This is a genomic window from Chryseobacterium sp. (genome assembly GCF_022869225.1).
Lineage (GTDB): Bacteria > Bacteroidota > Bacteroidia > Flavobacteriales > Weeksellaceae > Chryseobacterium.
In genome coordinates, this window is the sequence record NZ_JALIHL010000001.1 from 790,610 (window position 1) to 813,613 (window position 23,004).

A 23,004-nucleotide genomic window follows, 5' to 3' on the forward strand; every position below is an offset into this window, starting at 1 on the left:
CTCTAATGTCATGACAAAAACTTTAGGATGATATTTCGGGTGTGATAAATATTACTTCACCCATGTATTACATACATCATTATGAAGACGTTATACAAAAACCAGTCCGAAAAATACTCATAGCTGGACTTTACTAAAGAAATACCAAAAATCTGATCATTTATTATTTGCCAAATGGATAAATTCAAGCATCATGCAGATGATACTCAATAGTTTATTTCTCAATTACATAAAATAATGACATGCCTTCAAGGAGCCGATCAAAAATTTAATTTATCAATTCCTGAATGACAAAAGGCTCATTATTTAATCCTTCCAGAAGGAAGAATAATTAATTGAAAAATAATGCAAAAACACAACTTAAAACATTCAAATGTATATCTTGTCTGAACAAATACTTTATGGCCTCTGAGTCATTTACATTGAAAATAATATTAAATTACTCAGGCTCATAAAGCAGACCTCTACTTCTATTTATATTTTGTTATAAAGAAAAAGGAGTATACATTACCGATATTGTAGAGTCTGGTGCCTGATTATAGTTTCCACTTCCCGGCATAACAGTATCTATATAGAACCCGTCTCCTGTATTTAACGGTATAGTAATAGTAATTGAGCAGTCTCCGGTAGCATCAACCCATCTATTTCCTTGAGATTGATATTTTCTCCCATCTGTTATTTGTATTGCAGATGACACTCCTCTATCTATGTCTATACCTTCACTGGTCCTATTGGGAATATCAGAAGTTTTTACCGCAATAGATATTGTATATAAACCGGCTGCCTTAGCCTGAAAATTACCTGCATCGATTCTATTGATGATATTTGTATTGATACCTTTTACATCCTCAAACAATAAAATATGTCTGGAATTTCCTCCGCTTTTTAGAGAATAGGTATTACTTACAGCAGCGAATGTCATTCTAGGTATCCCTGAAACAGCTTTTGCAGTTCCATTACTTTCCAATGCCATTAATTTATCAGATGAATTCATGCTTGCATCAGGCACTCCTCTAAAACGTACATTGCCATCTACATCCAGCTTTTGGGTAGGACTCATTGCATGGTTAACATCACCAGCTCCAATTCCCATATATCCTTTTTCGTCAATAAGCATATTTGGCCTGTCACTTGTACTGAACGTTAAAGAAGATGAATTGGTCAATCCATTTCCCCAATAGTCCGCCTTAATACCCGCTAAAGGAAAAGAGCTGCCGGCTACCCTTCCATTGAAAACAAGATTTCCCACTACTGTACCACTTGATATATTAGAATTATCAGCAGTGGCCCTATCTAAAATAAGTTTTGGAGAAGTATTTACAGATGTATTTCTAATCTCATTGCTTCCGGCTGCTCCGCTCTCCCATACATGTACATGGGAAATTGGCTGATTTGTACCTACTCCTACATTTCCATTGTCCTTCACAATAAACTCTGATCCTGCTGCTCTTCCTAAGCCTGTAGAAGTTGATCCCAACTCTACCCCTGCACTGCCTGGATTGTCGATAAAAGCATCGGGAGTAGGATCACCGGCAATATTATTAAGTTTTATCCATTTACTAACCGCTCCATCAAAATAATAAAAACCTACTTTATCTATGTTGGATGCTTGTCCGGTTGCGGAACCTGTTGAAATATCGTTGACATAAATCAATGTTGATGACTCAACATTTGTCATACCTAATGCTCGCTGCCTGTCTACCCGAGGAATGAGCAGCCCATCTGTAGTTGTGGCAGAACCTGTAACATTCTTTGCTACAATATCTAATGTACTTTTAGGGTTGGGGGTATTAATGCCAATCTGACATTTAGCTGTTATAGAAATGACAGTCATCCCCAATAACAATAATTGTTTTTTCATAATTGTTTGTATTATTGATTTTTTTAATGGCCTATTTCACTGAAGGGAAACCGGCCTAACATATGTGTATTTTAGAATCATTTTAGCATGATTTTCAGAATAAATAATACATCTGAGAATTGAACTTGCAAAGGAATAGAAAAAGAGAAATGAAGTCAAAAAAAACACCCCCCAACAATCCCTCTATTTTATAAACCTCTGAAAAACAATTATAATAGCTGATCTCATACTAAGCTAAAGGTGATACACTTTTATAGTAAATTAAAAAAGATCTTACTTATTTTTCACAGAATCAATCCTAAATATTAAGTACAGGCGACTGTATGCTATAGTGACAAATAAGATATTCTTAGTGTGATAGATAATTCAAGATTGTGATGAATTGTAAATTAATGTATATAGCTTTTTAAACCAAACAATAATTTATTTACAATCAATCTCTAGGTCAAAATTTTTTTTCACTTGGTTATAGTATTTATGTTAAGTTTGAAATGATTTGCTACCTGAGTATTATTCAGTTTATTTTTTTCTGACAGCCAAGTACCTGTAAACCATCAGACTCATTGTATGAGCGATAGGTTTGGTTAATTTTTGCATTGTGAAAATTTTCATTACTAAAAATTTTTTCATTCAGTTGTATGATATCCAGTGTTGACTATACTTAATGCATCAAATATAAATAGATAGCCGGTTATTTAACAGCATTGTATTTCGTATAAAATTAAGTTTTTGAAAGTTGAATCGGGTTATTTTTACACTGCTACATTGGGCTATATTATCATCATTTTTAAAGTATCTCTATAATAAATATCGTAAAAAAGCTGGCATTTTTAATTTGCTAAACTATATTTTGTATATTAGCAATTATCTGATTATTAAATTGATAAAATTCAAAATAGTTCTATAGGGACAGGGAGCTGCTTTCTTGTAGCCGCATACTTGCAAGTTCTTTGGCCATCACAATATTTCAAAACAGAAATGAGTATATTAAGTATGTTTAATCAAAACTAAAAAAATGAAAAAATTATTTACGTCCGCAACTTTTAATGATCAAATAATAAATTTTATCCCCTTAAGAGTTTTTATAGTTTCGTTCTTTCTTTTTTTCACTTTCACATTATCAGCCCAGCCCAGATCGGACGTCGATTACTTAGCCATTTTGAAACGGGCATCAGTTTACAGCAAAGAAAACAACAATAGTTTACCTAAATTTACTTACCAGTCACCTTCCAATCCAGACTTAGTTGACCTTCGCAAACGGTTTAAACTGGATTCCATAGCAGGTTTTGGAAACGAGGCTTCCCGGCTTATTAATTTACTTCATTGGGTGCATAATACAGTTAAACACGATGGCCAAAACGAAAGCGGCATTAAAGATATTAATGCATACACAATCGTTACAGCAGCAAAACAAAGAAATACAGGTGTTTCCTGTGGTGAATTGGCAACCACGCTAAATGACTGCTATCTGGCAATGGGCTGGAAGTCCAGAAAGGTCTACTGCTTTCCCAAAGACAGTTTAGGAATTGACCATGATTCACACGTTATCAATGCAGTTTATCTTTCTTCAAAAAAGAAGTGGGTGTGGATGGATCCAACCAATGATGCCTACGTAATGGATGAACGTGGTGAACTTTTAAGTATAGAAGAGGTGCGAGAGCGGCTTATTACAGGGAAATCCTTAATAGTAAATCCGGATGCGAATTGGAACCGAAAAACTTCAACCGAAAAATCTTACTATCTTGATACTTACATGGCAAAGAATCTTTACAGGTTTTACTGCCCCTTAAGCAGTGAATACAATTATGAAACATGGGGTCAGAACAGACGAGTAACCTATGTTTATCTTTTTCCATTAGACTACAATAAAAAAGTCCCCTTAAAAACAGATGATTATTACAACACAGGTTTAAAGACAGTGTTTAACACCTATAATCTGTTCAATGCAAAACAATTCTGGCAAGCCCCATATTGAAGCCTTATCAGGGAGATATGAAAGTTCTATCCAGGCGTTCCGGGCAAGGTAATCACTTTGTATAACAGAGAAGATGATGCAGTAAGAAAATTCAACACTGAAAAAAGCAGCTAAAAAACAGCATATGCCCATTCAAAACCGAAGATTAATTTTAAGCCAGCTTCTCTTATTAAAAAAAGGGCCCGGATATAAATCCAAGCCCTAACTTTTTCAGCTTACCCACTTCGTGGAATACTGTCTTATTATTCTTTTATAAATTTCTTCTGAACAGTTTTACCATTATCATTGATATCAATTACATAAACACTGTTGATCAGTTTACTGACATTGATTTGATTGTTCAATAAAATGCCCTCTGCAATTAGCTGCCCGGAGATATTGTAAATTTTATATTTAGCTTTTTTACTAATATTTTTTACATACAATACCGTCCTTACAGGATTTGGGTAAATCAGGATATCAGTTTGATCCACAGGATTTACAACGGGCTTTTTATAAATCCTTACTAAATAATCCTCAACTTCTCCATTGGAAAAACCAATACAATTTACAGGAATACCATCTCTCTGCATGGCTACCCTCATTACCACATATTTATGGCTGGTTAAACTTACAAAAGCATCTGCAGGTACACTAAATTTACCTGACACAGGAGAGGATGTATTCGGAGGGGAAACAAACACCCTTTCATTGATATCAAATTCACCATTTCTATTAAAATCAAGCCATACTGCAACCCCTTCATTATACTGGGTACCGGTCCATTTTTTTTCAATGATGATCTCGTTGTCGGCAGATCCCTGGACCATCTCTATAAACGCTTTGGGAGTTCCCGTAAAATCTGTATATACTGATGCTCCTGAAGGATTCTCCATAACTGATTTTTCGCTTGGCTTAACCGTCACTTTCGAAATATGCTCTGCTGCTGAGCTTCCTGACTGCATCTTACAATAGGTTACCGTAGGGGTTATAAAATAATACAGAGGGGTGTAGCCGCCAGGTGTACCATGGCAAATATTTGCTACCTGCATTTCATATTTTGTAAGTTCCGTCAGCCCTGTTAATGTATAAACATTATTGGATGTTGAGACTTCCGTCCAGCTTGGAACACCTACTTTTCTATATTTCAGAACATATGTTGCCCCTGGGAAAGGATCCCATTTGATTTCTGCCCATGTCGGAAAAAGCTGGGTGATCGTTAATCCGGAAGGCGGAAGCTCACAAGTTCTTTCCGTAGTAAACACTTTAGGATTCGAGTACGGATTTGGAGTCGTTTCTCCAACACACTGACTGGCAATCTGAACCTCATATGTAGTAGAGGGATCTAAACCACCAAGAGTATAGGTATTGGCAGGAGCAGCCGGCAGAGAAATAGTTGGATTTGGCCAGCCTGCAACCCCCACTTTTCTCCATCTTAACACATAGTTAGAGTTTACTGCAAATGACCATGTAATCAATGCTGAATTTGCTGTAATATTATTAACTGTAAATGTCGGCGGTGCAGGGTCACATTTTGTCAAAAATTCATTGTGAGAATATGCCCCCGTTGTACCGTCACATACACCAGCTACTTCAATTTCATATAAAGTAGCAGGTAACAAATTGGCTGGCAAATTAAAAATATTGTTTGCCGGTGCAGTGGCTACAGGTACATTTGCAGAAATCCAGTTTGAGGTACCAACAGGCCTGTATCTTACTATATAAGAAGATGCACCTCCGTTTTCAGGCCAGCTGATGGAGGCAGAATTATAAGTAATCCCACTTACGGTTACTGTTGGCGCAGCAGTACTGCACTTCGGAGTGGTAAAGCTGGGTCCTGGGACCCAGACGCTTTTATCATTCGGACTACATACAGAACGAAGCCACCAATAATAGGTAGTATTAGACGATAGTGTCGTTAAGTTTACAGAAGTACCCCCTGAAGTTCCTGTTGGATTTGTACCTGCATTGGGTGCAACATTTGTAGGGGTAAGATAATACTCATACCCGTTGGCAGGGGCCGGAGAAGGGGCTGTCCAGTTCAAGGTACCCATATTAGGCGTTGTTGCAGATGCAGACATTCCGACAGGCTCCCTACAAGCCGCACTGAGAAAAATATTGTCTATAGAGGCCGGAGGCTGCATACCGCCACTGCCATTATTTGTCCATTCAAACACCAGACGCATGGTTGTGCCTGCAAAACTGCTTAAATCTAAATTGTTATTAAGATAAGTCTGCCAGGTAGTCTTCTGGTTAAAATCATTACCCACCTGAATTCTTCCTAATCCTGCCGTAATATTAGCTCCTGCTGCCGGCGTAAAAAATAAAGGGACAAGCCATACTCTTAAGCGGTCCTGTACATTCTCTCCTCCAGCTTTCCAATCAAATGATAACTTACAAATAGTAATTCCCGCCGGAATAGCAATATTCCTGTAGGTATGAACAATGCTTGCTCTAGTTACATCATAGTTATTTGAGAGTCCATAGTTATTTGATATATAAATAGCATTGGGCGGATTGCCGGCAGCAACCCCATACACCCATTGATTATTCTGTGTAGAATTTTCAAAAATAAAATTCCCATTCCCTGCATCAAAGTTCTCACTATATGGGAAAGTCGCGGTTGTACAAGCATTTGAAATAAAGCTGATCACAGCTAAATAAAAAAATGCAATTAAAAGAGGATATTTTTTTCCATATTTTTCACATATAATAAATTAATCGCATAAAAATAATCGTTTAATTGTCAATATACAATACAAAATACATTTAACTTATAAAATAAACAATAATTAAAGTAAAACAATGAATAATATGAAATAAACAAATCTAAATACAATAAAAAATCAACTATATTCTCTATAAAAAAATACAATCTTTTATTAAACAAGACCTTATATCCGGTATGAGGAGCTTATAAAATATAGCATGCAATTGTATTCTGCAAATAAAATAAATAATCCCGAGGCATTATCTTCGAATAAAACGGCAGTGATTCATTTACATCAGAAGAGGAATAATTTCTTTTCATGCTGCCCGATGATGATGGCTTATTGGAACTTCTGAGAAATGTTTTAAGTAGCCAATGAAATTTAAACTATCTTAGCACTTCACTGATCTGCAGGTATGAAAAGTTACAATGCCTCCCAGTAATAATTTCGATAATAAATTTATTATATGTCAAAAATCAGCCATTTCATCCTGTTTCTGGTAGTATTTACCTTCTCTTCGAGTTTATTTGCTCAAAATAGTAAGAAGAAAACTACTGATGATAATATCCCCTGGATCAAGTTTAATTGGGTCGGGGATTATATAGGCAACCATTATTTTGATAAAGCTTACATCAATATCCCGGTTCAGATTGAAGATCTGCCCTATAGATTTGATGCCCAGTTTGATCTTGGATCTTTTGCAACGGTCATATATGGTAAGTCGATCACCCATTACTCTTCTTTTTCTCCTAATCTAAAGGAATCCGGTGATACCCTGCGGATTAAAGGGAGAAAATTCCCATTGTTAAAAAATATTACCCTGCGTCTGGACAAAACTACATTTCCTAATTTGACGGTCGTGAAATTACCCGGTTTTGGCAAAGAGATCCCACCGGATTCCGTAAAGACCAGCAGCGTTAAGCATATTGGTACAATTGGCGTTGATCTGTGTGCCAATAAAACGCTGATCATTGATTACCCTAACCGGAGGATTGCCATTCTCGATGATATTCCTAAAAGTTTTCTGGCCAAAACCGAATTTCTGCCCGCGAAATTTAATAAGGACGACAGAGTGATGATACCATTTGCCATCGGAAATAAAACGGAGTTCCTGATGTTTGATACGGGTTCTAGTGCCTTTCCTATTATCACCTTTCCTAAATATGCCGAACTCATCACAGACCCTAAAGAACCTGTTACTGATTCTTTGGGTGTTTCCAGCTGGGGAGCAGTCCATCAGATGTATAAGAAAAAGATGAACAAACGGATGCATCTGGGTAAAAGCCCGGTTAAAAACGAATATGTGTACTATAGTGATAAAGCAGCAAGCTCACAGAAATTCTTTGATGACAATGGTATTTTTGGGTTTACCGGCAATGTGCTGTTCCTCGATAAAATACTGATCATCGATTTTAAAAATAAGAAGTTTGGAATATTGAAAAAATAAGCAATCATAAAGAGCTGTCTGGGAGATCCAAGCAGCTCTTTCAGTTTTTAACTGATTGCCAGCAAAAAAGTAAATGCCCTACGGCAGCAGAAAATTTATACCAAAGACAACTCCCATTCTGGAAGACAGGAGTAACAAATATCATTTTTGTTATTAAGGAGTTTAAAAAAATACCCAGATGCAGACTATAAACATGTAGTACTTATAGAACTCCTGCACTTGAAAAGGAAACTTTTGAAGACATCACTAGGCCGCTCCTTTTACCTTCACCTCGTTTTTAGCCACCTCATCTTTTTTGTTTCTAAGCTCTCTTTTCATTTTCCTGAAATCCCAGGGAGCAACAGCATGTACATCCTGCCAAAGTCCAACTTTTCCGCGCTGGGCATTTTCCTGCAGTTTTCCTAACGAAGCATCCTTGGAATAAGAGAAATACCACCATCCCAATCCTGCCTTTATCAGCTCTTTTGAAAGATATCTGCCATTGTCATAATACACTTTGGCAATAGATCTGCCGTAACGGTCTGTATCCGTTTCAATAAAGGTAATGGTTTTCCCAAATACCTGATCTGAAGTAAACTGCTTGGCGTTTTTTCCAAACGGCTGTCCTTTTTCCGGACAGTCTACCTCAGCCAGTCTCAGTTTTTTTTGCTGGTTCCCTTTCAGGAGTACTGTGATGGTATCTCCATCTGAAATTTTAATGACTCTTCCACTGGTTTGGGAGAAAATAAGCAGTGGGAAAAACAAGCATCCCAATATCAATCGTTTCATCCCGTAAAGATAGAAATTTAAGACCTCTAAAAATCTATAAATATTCCCATTTTAAAGGATTTTACGAAGTTTTTTTCTTATCTAGCTTCAGTTTTAAAAATAATTTTCGATAACATCCAAAGTATTAGTTTATTCTATTTTGCTGCTTAAAAAGCGAGCGTATCTTTAGAGTTCCCCTTTTGATTTCCTTTCTGTAAATTTTAATCCATCATTGGCTTCATCATTCTGAAGTGCTTTTTCAATGCAGGAATATATATTTTGTAAAGATCTTTTATTTCCACTACAAAAGATTCCATCTTAAGAAATATAGCTTTACCTCCTTTGAAAAGGAGAAAACAAAAAAAGTTAAAAAAACTCCTGTTTTTTAAAATGGCTATAACTCAATGGTTATTAGCAACGTAAAGTTAACGAAAAAGTCAGCTGAAAAATTAATTAAAAATTATTCTTCATTTTATTTTTTTAATTAAAAAAGTATTGTACCTTTGCAACCGCAAAAACGAAGTAAAATTCGTTAATGATGACAGCCAATCGGGGCGTAGCGTAGTCCGGTCATCGCGCCTGGTTTGGGACCAGGAGGTCGCAGGTTCGAATCCTGCCGCCCCGACTTTAAAAAATTCAAGGGTGCGTAGCTCAGCTGGATAGAGCATCTGCCTTCTAAGCAGACGGTCAAAGGTTCGAATCCTTTCGCGCTCACCAAAGGCTCACAATATTTTGTGAGTTTTTTTTAATTTCAAAAGGCTTTGTACCTTTGCGATTGCAAAACAAAGTTATTCTTGATGACCATCCTCGGGGCGTAGCGTAGTCCGGTCATCGCGCCTGGTTTGGGACCAGGAGGTCGCAGGTTCGAATCCTGCCGCCCCGACTTTAAAAAATTCAAGGGTGCGTAGCTCAGCTGGATAGAGCATCTGCCTTCTAAGCAGACGGTCAAAGGTTCGAATCCTTTCGCGCTCACTAATTGAAAATCAAGTCTTTACAGCAATGTAAGGACTTTTTTATTTTTACTCAGGTCTGGGTTAGGGTCAGGTTTTTTAGTAAATGGCAGTAAAAGGAATCTAAAATTATCTTAACAAAAATTTAATCCCTCCTACTCTTTCAACAACACTTCAAGCAAATTTACTTTTATAAAAAATCTTTAAAACTCCAAAATTAGTTTTCTGCCACAAATCACAAAAAAAGCCTGATTTCAGAAAGAGGGGGCATTGCCAAAATCAAAACAACGGGAGGGGCTTGTTGTTCATATAGGGAACTGAACCACAGATAAAGAATAATTCATGATTTAAAAAGAACTTTTATGTGGTTGTGATGATTTATTTAGAGAAATACAAATCTAAACAAATTGAGCCACAATTAAGTAGCTCTAATTTTACAGATTCTTTTTTAACCAATCACTTACTGAAGGATCCAAATTTCTCCAAGCCCCTAAACCACAGGATTTAACAACAAAAAGTCCATCATCATAATCCATAACAGATGCTAAGTGGTCTCTTACTTCAGCAGCAGTTTTTGTTGTTATGATTGCCCAGCAGGATTTTAAAACCTTTGCCCATGTCCCGTAAGACTTTATAGATTTAAACAGGCTCATAATCTTTGGAGTTATTCAAATCGTAGTTAATAATATAACAACTCATATACATTGATTTTTGTACCTCTCAACAAAACGGGTGAGATTGAAATCCCGTTTGCTAGAACCTTTAGAAGTTGTATATTTGCTTTGCTAAAAATAAAGATACCTTCAAGGTTGTCTGCAACTCAGCCATTTTTATAATGTCAATAGTAATACCATTTACATTTTTAACTCAATGGTTGAGTATTTTTCTTAATTATGTGACATAATGTCTTTTACCCCCCTTACCACTTCCAATATTTTTAGCTTTTATTACTCTACTATTCGGTGAGATAATAAGTTTTTTCAGTGTGATTTAGTTAAATGATGATTTCACATTCTGGATAAAGCCTAATTTTCATCATTATTACTTAATGATTATAAAAAAGGGTTGATAATCTTTGCTTTAAGTTTAAAAAAAACAATATTTATATGTTGAAAATTTCAATTAAAATAAATTCACATATTGATACAAATATCAATTACATTCATTACAACGTGAAATATTAATAGACATAATCACTTTTCATTAATGAAGCTGATGATTTTAAATATTGGAGTTATCAATAAAAAGCTGTTAAAATTTGTTTTTATGCCATAAAATACATTTATTTGACATAATATTCACTAATCAATACATATTTATAGTGAATTTAATAAAACTATTTATTAACAATTTAAATTTAAACATGATGAAAACAAAATCATTAGAAAAATTAGCAAGCTTTGAGCTTAAAAACGAAAAATTAGCAACTGTTTTAGGAGGACAAGGAGGTCCTGCTGCACCAACTCTGTCTATTGATGTTGAAACTACTGGAGCAGGTGAAACATGTTTTTTAGGTAAATGTGTAACATATTCTTCAGACACAAGACTTGCCAATGGTGGAATTTATTTTGAACTGGATCAAGTAGTTGATAAACCTTGCTAATTCTTAATTTTATTAAAATTTGAGAAGCTTAATTAAGCTTCTCTTTTTATAAAAGTATTATGAAACAATTATTAATGTTAGTTTTTTTTATATTTAGTATTTATGCTAAATCTCAAAACTACGTTTTAAGAGATTCAACTTTAATTAAATATTATAATTTAACTAATGAGGCAGAAAACAAGATTATAAATAATGATTTGATTGGTGCAAATAGTCTATATAAGAGCGCTTACAGAGAGTTTAAATATCCACACGCAAAAGATTTACATAATGCATTGAAAATAGCTTTAAAAGTAAAAGATATTGAAACTGCATACGATTACTATCGATCTTTAAAATGTTTAGGGAAAGAGTTTGATGAAGATTTTTTAAAGGAAAATTTTAAAAATCCTGAACCGTTTAAACAGCAATTGTGTAAAAATGTAATTGATTTAAAATATAAAAAAAGCTTAGATTCATTATTTGACATAGATCAATATTATAGAAAATTATCTAAAGGAAATTATACTTCATACAGAAAGGAGCTCACAAAAAGTGATAGTATTGCTTCTATAAACCTGTTAAAACTCATCAAGAAAAAAGGGTTCCCAAATGAGTATAATATTGGATTAAGTATGAAAAATGATGTGTATTTTCATAACTTCTATTATATTATTTGGCATCAGTTGGCATCCAATAATATTAGCAGTCAGAAAGTTAATTTTTCAAATGAAATAGTCAAGGCTTTAAATGATGGAAAAATAAGACCAGACATAGCTGGATTTTTACTTGATTTAAATAATAACACTTATGATTATTCTTATTTCAAAATTTATCAATTTAATTCAAATGATGGAAAATCCGATTGTTGTTATGTGAATAAAGATTTTTTACCTGGAAATAGAAATGAAAGTTCTCTTAAAAAAATCCAACAAGTTAATGATAAAAGAAAGTTACTTGGTTTATCATCAACAGAAGATGAAATACGTAAAAGCATATTCTTCCTGAATAATAAAGAATATATATTTTCAAATAATGTACTTGAAGGCTTTAATTTTAGAGATCCTAAAGATGCAGAACAATTTAAAAACCTTATGATAAAACTTAATGATACTGCTCATTAGTGTTGATAATGATACTATGACTGATGAAATATGTAGTTGGTTATCTTATCAAAATAAAGAGTTTGTGCGATTAAATGAAAATCAATACATTACCAAAGTATCTTTTGATTTCCATAATAATGCTTTCAAGATTTCTATAAATGATATTGAATACAATTTAAATAATTTTAAATCAGTGTTTTATAGAAATGGTGGAATTTATTATGATATACCTAAACAAGAAATAGATAATAGTTTAGTTGAATTTTATAATTCAGAATTTAGATCAATAACCGAGTTTATCTATTATTATTTAAAAATAAATGGAGCAAGTATATTTGGAAATCTTTTCACCAAAGAAGTCAACAAATTAGAGGTTTTATTTTTGGCTAAATCTTTGGGCATAAAAGTTCCTGACACCTATATTTTATCACAATTAAAAGACTTGGCAAAAATTGATTCTTCCCAGAAATATATTACCAAAGCTGTTTCAGAAATGAAACCTATTTTCGTTGAGAATGCATTGTATTTAAATTATACTCATGAAATAGACATTAACCATATTCAGAATAAAAAAGAGAATATTATACCCTCTCTTATACAAGAGAAAATACATAACATTTATGAAGTAAGGGTGTTTTTCTTTGAAAAGAAAATTTGGGCTGTTGCTACATTTGATTTCTCAGATAATATTGATATTAGAAATATAAAAGACAGTGATAAGAAATACCTGCCCTGTAAGCTTCCTATTGAGATACAGAGAAAAATCCTTAAAATGGCAAAAACATTAAATTTAAAGTGCGGTACAATAGATTTAATAAAATCAGAAGATGACTTTTACTTTTTAGAGATAAATCCTTTAGGACAATTTCATCAAGTTAGTTATTATGGTAATTATCAGATTGAAAAATATATCGCAGACTTATTATGAAAGAAGAAGAGATACTACATTTAAATGGGATTGAATTTTCATTACAGGAATGGAGAAAGAGTAACAATATATCAAAAGTTAAATTTTCTAAAAATAAAAATAAGAAGACTAGTAAGACCAGAATTTATCGTTCACCCAAATATTATTCACTTTTATATTAAAAGATGTTTTTAAAATTATTTGATTCCGTTAAGATTACCAAAGGGGCTAAAAACTCTATCATTTTTGATACAAATACTGGCTTTTTAAAACTCATTCCAAATGCTTTCTTTGACTTACTATCAAATGAAAAGCAAAATTATGCTGTATTAAAAAAGCAGTTAGACCCTAGTAGTTTAGAGGCTTTAGAAGAATATCTGAGTTTTATAATTGACAATAATCTGGGATTTATAATAAGTTCTAAAAAAGAATTGCAGAGTTTTCAAAGCAAATCTCATTTTAATGAAATACCTTCTCATGTTGATTATTTAATTTTAGATATTAATAATTCAAGAATTTTAAATAACAATCTAATAAAACAGGTTTGTAATTTAAAAATTAAATATTTGCAAATAAGATTTTTAGAGTTAGGATCAAACGAAATAATAGAAATAATTTCTAAACTAGAACAGTTTAATGATTTCAACATCAATGAAATTTCTATTATTGCAGAATATAGTATTGAGCTACTTTCATTCATTAAAGAAAATAGTTATAAAATCTCAAATAAATTTCTTAGCATTGTATTACATTCATCTAATGAACAAGATTTTCAGATGTTAGACCATGTTAATATAACTGTTATTAAAAATAAAATTAAGATCCCTTTAAGCTGTGGTTTTATTGATTTGAAAAATGTTAATCTTAATCGCTTTTTTTATTTGGAGGCTCAGTGTCATAACTCTTGTCTTTATAAAAAAATAGGAATTGATAAAGAAGGCAACATTAAAAACTGCCCTTCTATGTCTCAAAGTTTTGGAAATATAAAGGAGACAACATTGGAAAATACTCTCAATCATTCTGAATTTAAGAAATATTGGAACTTAACCAAAGATAGTATTGAAGTTTGCAAAGATTGTGAATTTCGATATATCTGCACAGATTGTAGAGCATACACAGAACAAACCCATATCAGCAAAGAAGGATTAGATATTTCCAAGCCTTTAAAATGTGGCTACAATCCATATACTGGTGAATGGGAAGAGTGGAGTACAAATCCACTAAAACAAAAAGCAATTGAGCATTATCGGATGTAGGATTTGAAGTAAGAATTAATTTTACAAAAACATAAATGACTTTACCCAAGTGGTATACTTTACTATGAAATATTTATTTACATTATTTTTCAGTTTTAGTTCTGTATAATTGTAATACAAGAACAAAATATACATTAGATTGTAAAAATCCTATTGTTGATTACAGTACAAATTATGAAGCTAACGATCAAATACTTTCCTTTAGATCAGCTTATAAAAAAACAAAGTGAACAGACAATTGTTTTAGTAAATAACAAAACTTCTAATTTGGAAAACCACCGTATATTTACAGTGGTTTCATGTATTAAATGGTAAAAAGTTATTTCAGATGATAGGAACTTCCATTCCAAAGATAAGTTTTGGAAGACCGTTTTTTCTTTTCACGGTCTTTCTCATCTCTTTCCATTTCTTCCGTTTTAAAGATGAAAGCATCAGGAATTCCTCCTTTATCATTAGGGAAAATATAGTGTTCACTATGGTAAAAAACATCCGCATCCCCTACATTCATCAGATGTGGAAGGGCAATTAATTTTTTATCTTTAAAAAGAACATACTGATCATAACTTGCAATACCGCAAGCTTCACCGGAAACCATTGCTTTTAAAGTCAGTTCAACATTCTGAAGCTTATGATTACTTTCAATATTGAATGTCGCATAGCTCAGCTCCTCTCCTCTTCCGGTATCAAAATAAACCTCATCAATCAGAGTATTACCTTCCATTACTTTAATACCGGCAATATTCTGCTTTTCAACATCATTGAAGTCCTTGCTTTTCCTGTCCACGGTTTTTGAAAGCCCGAAAAGGAAATCATACCCGTTTTTGTTACGATATCCCACACAAAGATTTCCTCCCCAAACATACCCTTCAGAAGTCACATCTCCTTTCTGATAAGAGACCTTATACCAGTTGGCTCCTCTTTCTCCCAGTTTCAATACTGCTTCTTCTTTTTTAAGGATTAATACCGGCTGATTAGACTGTAATGAATCCAAAACCTGAGCCTTTACATCAGGCTCTTTTCTGATCCTGGTCCAGTCTGTAAAAATTTTCTGGGGTTTATTGTCTTCAAAACTAAAAACACCATCTGCAAACACTTCATTCTCCTGAGCTGCAAAAAGCTGTACCGTCAATAAAATTAAAGCGGTCAATAAAGTTTTCATATTTGTATTTTGTATTTTGTATTTCGTTTTTTTTATTTTTCAAGTAAAAGACTTACCCACTCCTCTCGCTGCAGCTGTCTTTTCAGCTCAAGACCGCTGTCCTTACATACTTCCAGAATATCATCCACATCAAAGAAACAAAGTCCGGAAAGCAATAATTTTCCTCCTTCATTCAATACGGAAACATAGGCCGGAATATCCGAAATCAGAATATTCCTGTTGATATTGGCTAAAATAACATCAAAATTTTCTTTTCCTAAATTTTCAGCCGTTCCCTGCTCAATATCCAGTTCAACATTATTTCTTACAGCATTTTCTTTTGAGTTTTCCACAGACCATTCATCGATATCAATGGCTTTGGTCTCTCCGGCACCTTGCTGTTTTGCATAAATAGCCAGTACAGAAGTTCCGCATCCCATATCCAATACTTTCTTTCCGCTAACATCAATATCCATCATCTGCTGGATCATCAGATGCGTTGTCGGGTGATGCCCTGTTCCGAAAGACATTTTAGGCTGGATAATAATTTCATGCATTCCCGGTACAGAGTCATGAAATTCCGCTCTGATCAATACTTTATCGTCAATATTGATAGGAGAGAAATTCTTTTCCCATTCTTCATTCCAGTTGATATTAGGCATTTCCTCGAAAGAATATTCAATCGTTACGTTTTCGTTTTCAAAAATAGAAAGAGCTTTCAGCTGATCTTCATGAAACAAATCGGTCTGGATGTATCCTAAAATTCCGTCAATTTCTTCTGTAAAACTGTCAAAACCTATTTCGATAAGCTCTGCCATTAAGATCTCATTCCAAGGTTGCAATGGAGAAATTTTGAAATTGAATTCTAAATAATTTTGCATGTGATTAATTTGCTGCAAAAATACTAATGTTATTACGGTTAAAAAAATGGAAGCATTAAGTTTTGAACAATTGGCTCTGTTGGAAAGACTGATCAGCCTTTCTATCAACCAATACATATCCCGGAAACAAGGCTTTACAAGTGAATATTTTTGATAAACAAGATATAAAAACTCTTATAAAATTTGTAAATTGCAGTAATAACAGTGGTTTTCTGTCTGGAAACCTGGAAAAAAGTAATAAAAATTCAAGCAATCCGTAAAAATGGTTACTTACGAAAACTTACATGATACCCTGTCTTTTTACAATATTGATTGCCGCCAGTCTTACTACATTTCCTCCGGAAACCCCATTTTTGATTTCCCAAAAGCACCCTTCAGAATGGATTACTATGCTTTATGCATTTGCACTGCGGGAGAAATCAATATTGAGATTGACAGTAAAAAATACAAGGTAGATGCTCACAGCTTCTTGATAGCAGCTCCTTCCACCATTGTAAGATTCCTGAAAACAAGCAAAGATTTTATGATGAAACTTTTGTTTTTTGACAAGAATTTCCTGATTAAAAATATCTCCAATCCTTTCATCATAGAAAAAATGAATCTTTTTTCTGAAGGATCCTACAGCATTGTAAAAACAGCAGCAAAAAATTCTCTGCAAATACAAAACCTGCTGGATTACCTAAAAAAGAAATCCAGGAAGAAAGGAAAATTCACGGAAGAGATTATCCGCACCATTATTTTTAATCTGTTGCTTGAAGCTGCAGAAATCATAGAAAAAGAAAGCAGCACCCGTCCTGAAAAAGAAGAAGGAAAAAAAGATCTATTTCTGAAATTCAGTCAACTTATCCGGGAAAATATAAGGCAGCATAGAACAGTTCAGTTTTATGCAGACCAGCTTTGTGTTTCAAATAAATACCTCATAGAAATCATTAAAAAGGCCTGTGGAAAAACACCGCATGAAGTCATAGACGAGACCTTACTGAAAGAAGCATATGTGATGCTCGGAAATCCGGATTTCATAATTTCAGAAATTGCCTTTGAGCTCCAGTTTAATTCCGCTTCTGCTTTCGGACGTTTTTTCAAAAAACAGACTTCCATTTCTCCTTCCGAGTACCGTACAAAAGAAAATATCCAGTCTTGAGAATTTGGGGATAATAATTCCGACATTGGGGATATGTACCGCATGATGAATAGAAGTACCTTTAACATGTTAATTCAAAACAAAACAAAAAATGAGTACGATCAATTCAAAATTCGACAACGTTTTAAATGCCTCTGACCAGTTTGGAAAAGTAAATCACGAACCGGATTCAAGTAAAGAAGTTCAGATTAACACCCCTGAAAAAACAATGCCTTTTTCCGACCAGATCGGAAATTACCAGCGTAACAAAGGAATTCCTATACAATCTTACGAAAACAGCAAAATCTATATTGTAGGAAGCGGAATTGCAGGGATGTCTGCCGCTTACTATTTCATCCGTGACGGACATGTTCCGGGCAAAAACATCATTTTTCTTGATCAGCTGAATGTTGAAGGCGGATCCCTGGATGGAGCCGGAAATGCAAAAGACGGCTACATCATCCGTGGAGGACGGGAAATGGATATGACCTATGAAAACCTTTGGGATATGTTCCAGGATATTCCGGCATTGGAATTACCCGCTCCCTACAGCGTTTTGGACGAATACCGTCTGATCAACGACAACGACCCCAATTATTCCAAGGCAAGACTGATCCATAACCAGGGACAGATCAAAGATTTCAGTAAATTCGGACTTGAGAAAAAAGATCAGCTGGCCATTGTTAAACTTCTATTAAAGAAAAAAGAAGAACTTGATGATCTTACCATTGAAGATTATTTTGCAGAATCTTTCCTTAACAGTAACTTCTGGTTTTTCTGGCGCTCCATGTTTGCTTTCGAAAACTGGCACAGTTTGCTGGAACTGAAACTCTATATGCACCGATTCCTGCATGCCATTGACGGAATGAAAGACTTCTCTTGCCTTGTATTCCCTAAGTACAACCAATATGATACTTATGTAACTCCTCTGAAAAATTTCCTTGTTGAAAAAGGAGTACAGATCCAGTTCAATACCCTGGTGAAAGATCTGGATATTCATATCAATACGGAAGGAAAAACAGTAGAAGGAATTATCACCGAGCAGAACGGAGAGGAAGTAAAAATCCCGGTCGGAAAAGATGATTATGTGATTGTCACTACCGGTTCTATGACGGAAAGTACTTTCTACGGAGACAATAATACAGTTCCGGAGGTGACTATAGACAACAGCAGTGCAGGACAAAGTGCCGGATGGAAACTGTGGAAAAACCTTGCTGCAAAATCTGAAGTATTTGGTAAACCTGAAAAATTCTGTAGCCATATTGAAAAATCTTCGTGGGAATCTGCCACATTAACGTGCCGTCCTTCTGCTTTTACAGAAAAACTGAAAGAACTGTGTGTAAATGACCCTTATTCAGGAAGAACGGCTACAGGAGGTATTATTACCATCACCGATTCCAATTGGGTGATGAGTTTTACCTGCAACAGACAGCCCCATTTCCCTACTCAGCCTGATGATATTCTTGTTGTATGGGTATATGCTTTATTGATGGACAAAGAAGGAAATTATATCAAGAAGACCATGCCTCAATGTACCGGAAACGAAATTCTTGCAGAATTGTGCCACCACTTAGGTTTAATAGATCAGCTTGACAATATTGTAGAAAATACGATCGTCCGTACTGCATTTATGCCCTATATTACATCGATGTTCATGCCGAGAGCTCAGGGAGACCGTCCAAGAGTAGTTCCTGAAGGCTGTACCAACTTAGGTTTGGTAGGACAGTTTGTGGAAACCAATAATGATGTTGTATTCACGATGGAAAGTTCTGTAAGAACAGCCAGAATAGCAGTATACAACCTTCTTAATCTTAACAAACAGGTTCCGGACATCAATCCGCTGCAGTATGACATCCGGCATTTATTAAAAGCGACTCAGGCTCTTAATGATTATAAACCATTCCTCGGAGAAGGAATCTTAAGAAAAATATTGAAAGGAACTTATTTTGAGCATATTTTAGTCAACCGTCCTGAAGAAAAAGAAGAACATGAATCTTTCTTCATGGAGCAGGTAGGCAAATTCCAAGATTGGATCAAAGGAGTAAAAGGATAAAAAAGTTTAATAAAACTGTATCAAAAAGTATCAGTAAATGCAAAGATGCAGTTCTGTGATACATGGTACAGATGGTTAAGGTGCAGGAAAATTGAAGAATGTACTAACAAAATGACTTGTGCATTCTGGCGGTTATAAACACTATTGAATTTTATTGTCGATACAATTCTTGCACCTTACCACGTAAAGCATTGAAAAGGACTTTTGTCTCTTTGTGTTTTTACCCAAATATAAGGTTGTTTACCATCATAAATATAAAACTCATGGATTTTAAAAGTATAACGGTAGCCGGAAGCGGCGTATTGGGATATCAAATTGCATTTCAGGCTGCCTACCACGGATTCATTGTCACAGTGTATGACATCAATGACGAAGTATTGGCAAAAGCCAAAACTAAATTCACCACTTTAGGCGAAGCTTTCAAACAGGATTTGCATGCGACCCAGGAACAAATTGATGCAACATTCAAAAACCTCAGCTATTCATCAGATCTTGCTGAAGCCGTAAAAGATGCCGATCTCCTGATAGAAGCAGTGCCTGAAAACCCTGAAATCAAAACGGATTTTTACCATAAACTGGCTCAGGCAGCTCCGGAAAAGACCGTATTTGCAACCAATTCTTCTACGCTTCTTCCCAGCCAGTTTGCGGAAGCGACCGGAAGACCTGAAAAATTTGTTGCCCTTCACTTTGCCAATGAAATCTGGAAACACAACACCGGAGAGGTAATGCGCCACCCGGCAACATCAGATGAAGTATTCAATTCCGTCATTCAGTTCGCCAAAGCGATTGGTATGGTTGCACTTCCTATCTATAAAGAGCAGCCGGGCTATATTGTCAACTCATTGTTGGTTCCTCTTCTTGATGCCGCTGTTAATCTTTGGATCAACGGGGTTTCCGATATTGAAACGATCGATAAGACCTGGATGGTAGCTACCGGAGCTCCTGTAGGACCATTTGGAATCTTGGATGTTGTAGGAATTACAACGGCTTATAATATTAATAAGATGGAAGCTGAAGAAACCCAGGATCCGCTGAAGATCAAAGCTGTTGAGAAGTTAAAAGAAGACTATATCGACAAGGGAAAATTAGGGGTATCAACCGGTGAAGGATTTTATCAATACCCGAATCCGGCTTACCAGGACAAAGACTTTCTGAAATAAGATAGTAAACTTCAGATTTCAAACTATTAAAACAAAAGCAGAACCTAATATAAGTTCTGCTTTTTATTTATCAAATATTCTTAAGATTGATTCTCTTCCATAAAACTGTCTGTTCGAAAACGTAAGGACGCAAGATTATTTCTTTCCGAAACGTTTTAAGGCGCAAGGATTTTATCTCCGCTAAAATTAAACACTGTTAAGACATAATATATACGCATTGATGATCTTCACTTTTGCTGAAAATCTTTGATTTCCTTGCATCTTAAAATATCCATAATACATAAATTTCTTAGCGCCTTTGCGTTTTCAACAAAAATAAAAACAGAACTCCAAATGAAGTCCTGCTTTTGTTATTATATATTCCTGAAAATTATTCAGGCTTATAAGAATCTTTTAATGTGACTGTACGGTTGAATACCAACGTAGCATCCGTAGAATCCTGATCTTTTGTAAAGTATCCGATTCTCTGGAACTGAAGGGGTTCTCCCACCGCAACTTCTTTCAAGCCAGGTTCGGCAAAACCTTGAATAGTAGTTACCGATTCAGGATTGATGAAGTTTAAGAAGTCAACATCTTTTTCAGCATCAGGCTGCTCTACTGTAAATAATTGGTTGTAAATCCTTACTTCTACAGGAATAGCATGCTTTGCAGATACCCAGTGCAATGTTCCTTTTACTTTTCTTAAACTTTCTTCTGTTCCGCTTCCGGACTTGCTTTTCTCATCATAAGTAGCATAGATGGTAGTGATCTCGCCATTTTCGTCCTTCTCTACTCTTTCTGCCTTAATGATATATGCTGATTTTAAACGAACTTCTCCGCCTAATTTCAGTCTGAAGAATTTATTATTCGCTTCTTCTTTAAAGTCTTCACGTTCGATATACAGTTCTCTTGAGAAAGGAATTTCTCTGGTTCCTGCATTTTCCTGTTCAGGATTATTTTCAGTATCCAACCATTCTTCCTTGTCTTCAGGATAGTTTTCGATCACCAATTTAACAGGATCTACTACTGCCATGACACGTTTAGCCACTTTATTAAGATCTTCACGCACGCAGAAATCAAGTAACTGGATTTCGATCAGGTTTTCTCTTTTGGCAACTCCTACTTTTTCAATAAAGTTTCTGATCGCAGCCGGCGTAAAACCTTTTCTTCTCATTCCTGAAATGGTAGGCATCCTCGGGTCATCCCATCCTGTCACCACTCCTTCGGCTACAAGTCTTTGCAGCTTTCTTTTGGAGGTGATCATATAAGAAACATTCATCCTTGCAAATTCTCTCTGCTTGGGAGCTACTTTAGTTTCATCATATACCTGCTCCAAATACCAGTTATAAAGAGGTCTGTGGTTTTCAAACTCCAATGAGCATAATGAATGGGAAACCTGTTCCAAATAATCTGATTCACCGTGTGCCCAGTCATACATCGGATAGATTTTCCATGCGGTACCAGTTCTGTGGTGAGGTCTTTTCAGAATTCTGTACATGACAGGGTCACGCATATTCATATTTGGGGAAACCATATCGATTTTAGCGCGAAGAGACATGGTCCCTTCTTCAAACTCTCCGTTTTTCATTCTTTCGAATAAATCAAGGGATTCTTCAACCGGACGGTTTCTGTAGGGTGATTCCACTCCTGGTTCTGTAGGATTCTTTCTCTGTTCTGTAATCACTTCAGAAGCTTGCTCATCTACATAAGCTTTTCCTTCTTTGATCAATTGTACTGCCCATTCATAAAGCTGCTGGAAGTAGTCTGATGCATACAATTCTTTATCCCATTTGAAACCCAGCCATTCCACATCTTTTTTGATTGAATCTACAAATTCCTGTTCTTCTTTTTCAGGGTTTGTATCATCGAAACGAAGGTTTACGGGTGCATTGTATTTTTCGCCCAACCCGAAATTGATGCAGATCGCTTTTGTGTGTCCTACATGCAGATAACCGTTAGGTTCAGGGGGAAAACGGAAACGGATCTGATCTCTTTTCAGACCGTTTGCCAAATCATCTTCTATAATTTGCTCAATAAAATTGAGTGATTTTTTTTCTTCTTCCATTAAATTAGCTTTTATTTTTTAGCAAAAAAAGTTGAACAAAGTTACGGAAAAATAAGCGTTTGTGAAAATGATAATTTAAAAGCCCGG

At 34.9% G+C, this 23,004-nt stretch carries 16 protein-coding genes and 4 tRNA genes; 13 read left to right on the plus strand and 7 right to left on the minus strand.

What is annotated here, in order from left to right:
- Positions 1-484: 484 nt before the first annotated feature.
- Positions 485-1,861 (minus strand): hypothetical protein, encoded by a 1,377-nt coding sequence (locus MUW56_RS03770; protein ID WP_292011934.1) that lies wholly within the window; start codon positions 1,859-1,861, stop codon positions 485-487.
- A 1,015-nt stretch (positions 1,862-2,876) separates the two neighbouring features.
- Here MUW56_RS03770 and MUW56_RS03775 point away from each other — a divergent pair.
- Positions 2,877-3,836, plus strand: coding sequence for a transglutaminase domain-containing protein (locus MUW56_RS03775; RefSeq protein ID WP_292011935.1), 960 nt, complete (start codon positions 2,877-2,879; stop codon positions 3,834-3,836).
- A gap of 242 nt (positions 3,837-4,078) precedes the next feature.
- On the opposite strand, the gene MUW56_RS03780 is transcribed toward MUW56_RS03775, so the two are convergent.
- On the minus strand, positions 4,079-6,469 hold the full coding sequence (locus MUW56_RS03780) for a fibronectin type III domain-containing protein (RefSeq protein WP_292011936.1): 2,391 nt from the start codon (positions 6,467-6,469) through the stop codon (positions 4,079-4,081).
- 523 nt (positions 6,470-6,992) lie between these two features.
- On the opposite strand from MUW56_RS03780, the gene MUW56_RS03785 reads away from it, so the two are divergent.
- Entirely contained in the window at positions 6,993-7,973 is a 981-nt protein-coding gene (locus MUW56_RS03785) for a hypothetical protein (protein WP_292011937.1), read from the plus strand.
- Between the two features lie 246 nt (positions 7,974-8,219).
- Here MUW56_RS03785 and MUW56_RS03790 read toward each other — a convergent pair whose 3' ends face one another.
- Complete coding sequence (locus tag MUW56_RS03790) at positions 8,220-8,741, minus strand: thermonuclease family protein (RefSeq protein ID WP_292011938.1); 522 nt, start codon at positions 8,739-8,741, stop codon at positions 8,220-8,222.
- Positions 8,742-9,270: 529 nt separating this feature from the next.
- Between MUW56_RS03790 and MUW56_RS03795 the strand changes: the two genes are divergently transcribed.
- From MUW56_RS03795 to MUW56_RS03810, 4 genes are all read left to right on the plus strand, one after another.
- A tRNA-Pro gene (locus MUW56_RS03795) sits at positions 9,271-9,345 on the plus strand.
- A gap of 15 nt (positions 9,346-9,360) precedes the next feature.
- Positions 9,361-9,437: transfer RNA gene (locus MUW56_RS03800), tRNA-Arg, on the plus strand.
- A 91-nt stretch (positions 9,438-9,528) separates the two neighbouring features.
- Positions 9,529-9,603, plus strand: a tRNA-Pro gene (locus MUW56_RS03805).
- A 15-nt stretch (positions 9,604-9,618) separates the two neighbouring features.
- Positions 9,619-9,692: transfer RNA gene (locus MUW56_RS03810), tRNA-Arg, on the plus strand.
- Positions 9,693-10,104: 412 nt separating this feature from the next.
- Here the strand turns inward: MUW56_RS03810 and MUW56_RS03815 are convergent.
- Positions 10,105-10,323 (minus strand): hypothetical protein, encoded by a 219-nt coding sequence (locus tag MUW56_RS03815; RefSeq protein ID WP_292011939.1) that lies wholly within the window; start codon positions 10,321-10,323, stop codon positions 10,105-10,107.
- 710 nt (positions 10,324-11,033) lie between these two features.
- Between MUW56_RS03815 and MUW56_RS03820 the strand changes: the two genes are divergently transcribed.
- The 4 genes from MUW56_RS03820 (at position 11,034) to gwsS (ending at position 14,521) form a co-directional block, all read left to right on the plus strand.
- Entirely contained in the window at positions 11,034-11,273 is a 240-nt protein-coding gene (locus MUW56_RS03820; RefSeq protein ID WP_292011940.1) for a hypothetical protein, read from the plus strand.
- Between the two features lie 59 nt (positions 11,274-11,332).
- A complete protein-coding gene (locus tag MUW56_RS03825) occupies positions 11,333-12,376 on the plus strand; it encodes a hypothetical protein (protein ID WP_292011941.1) in 1,044 nt (347 codons plus the stop codon).
- Between the two features lie 16 nt (positions 12,377-12,392).
- Positions 12,393-13,286, plus strand: a complete 894-nt coding sequence (locus MUW56_RS03830; RefSeq protein WP_292011942.1) for a hypothetical protein — start codon at positions 12,393-12,395, stop codon at positions 13,284-13,286.
- Positions 13,287-13,450: 164 nt separating this feature from the next.
- On the plus strand, positions 13,451-14,521 hold the full coding sequence (gene gwsS, locus MUW56_RS03835) for a grasp-with-spasm system SPASM domain peptide maturase (RefSeq protein ID WP_292011943.1): 1,071 nt from the start codon (positions 13,451-13,453) through the stop codon (positions 14,519-14,521).
- Positions 14,522-14,840: 319 nt separating this feature from the next.
- Here gwsS and MUW56_RS03840 read toward each other — a convergent pair whose 3' ends face one another.
- On the minus strand, positions 14,841-15,680 hold the full coding sequence (locus tag MUW56_RS03840) for an SH3 domain-containing protein (protein ID WP_292011944.1): 840 nt from the start codon (positions 15,678-15,680) through the stop codon (positions 14,841-14,843).
- A 32-nt stretch (positions 15,681-15,712) separates the two neighbouring features.
- Positions 15,713-16,540, minus strand: a complete 828-nt coding sequence (prmA, locus tag MUW56_RS03845) for a 50S ribosomal protein L11 methyltransferase (protein WP_292011945.1) — start codon at positions 16,538-16,540, stop codon at positions 15,713-15,715.
- 262 nt (positions 16,541-16,802) lie between these two features.
- Here prmA and MUW56_RS03850 point away from each other — a divergent pair, with 262 nt between their 5' ends.
- The 3 genes from MUW56_RS03850 (at position 16,803) to MUW56_RS03860 (ending at position 20,873) form a co-directional block, all read left to right on the plus strand.
- A complete protein-coding gene (locus MUW56_RS03850) occupies positions 16,803-17,681 on the plus strand; it encodes an AraC family transcriptional regulator (RefSeq protein WP_292011946.1) in 879 nt (292 codons plus the stop codon).
- Between the two features lie 91 nt (positions 17,682-17,772).
- A complete protein-coding gene (locus tag MUW56_RS03855) occupies positions 17,773-19,713 on the plus strand; it encodes an oleate hydratase (RefSeq protein WP_292011947.1) in 1,941 nt (646 codons plus the stop codon).
- Positions 19,714-19,976: 263 nt separating this feature from the next.
- Positions 19,977-20,873 carry a 3-hydroxyacyl-CoA dehydrogenase gene (locus tag MUW56_RS03860; RefSeq protein ID WP_292011948.1) on the plus strand — a complete coding sequence of 299 codons (897 nt, stop codon included), beginning with the start codon at positions 19,977-19,979 and terminating at the stop codon, positions 20,871-20,873.
- Positions 20,874-21,243: 370 nt separating this feature from the next.
- Here MUW56_RS03860 and MUW56_RS03865 read toward each other — a convergent pair whose 3' ends face one another.
- A complete protein-coding gene (locus MUW56_RS03865; protein WP_292011949.1) occupies positions 21,244-22,917 on the minus strand; it encodes a glutamine--tRNA ligase/YqeY domain fusion protein in 1,674 nt (557 codons plus the stop codon).
- Between the last annotated feature and the right edge of the window lie 87 nt (positions 22,918-23,004).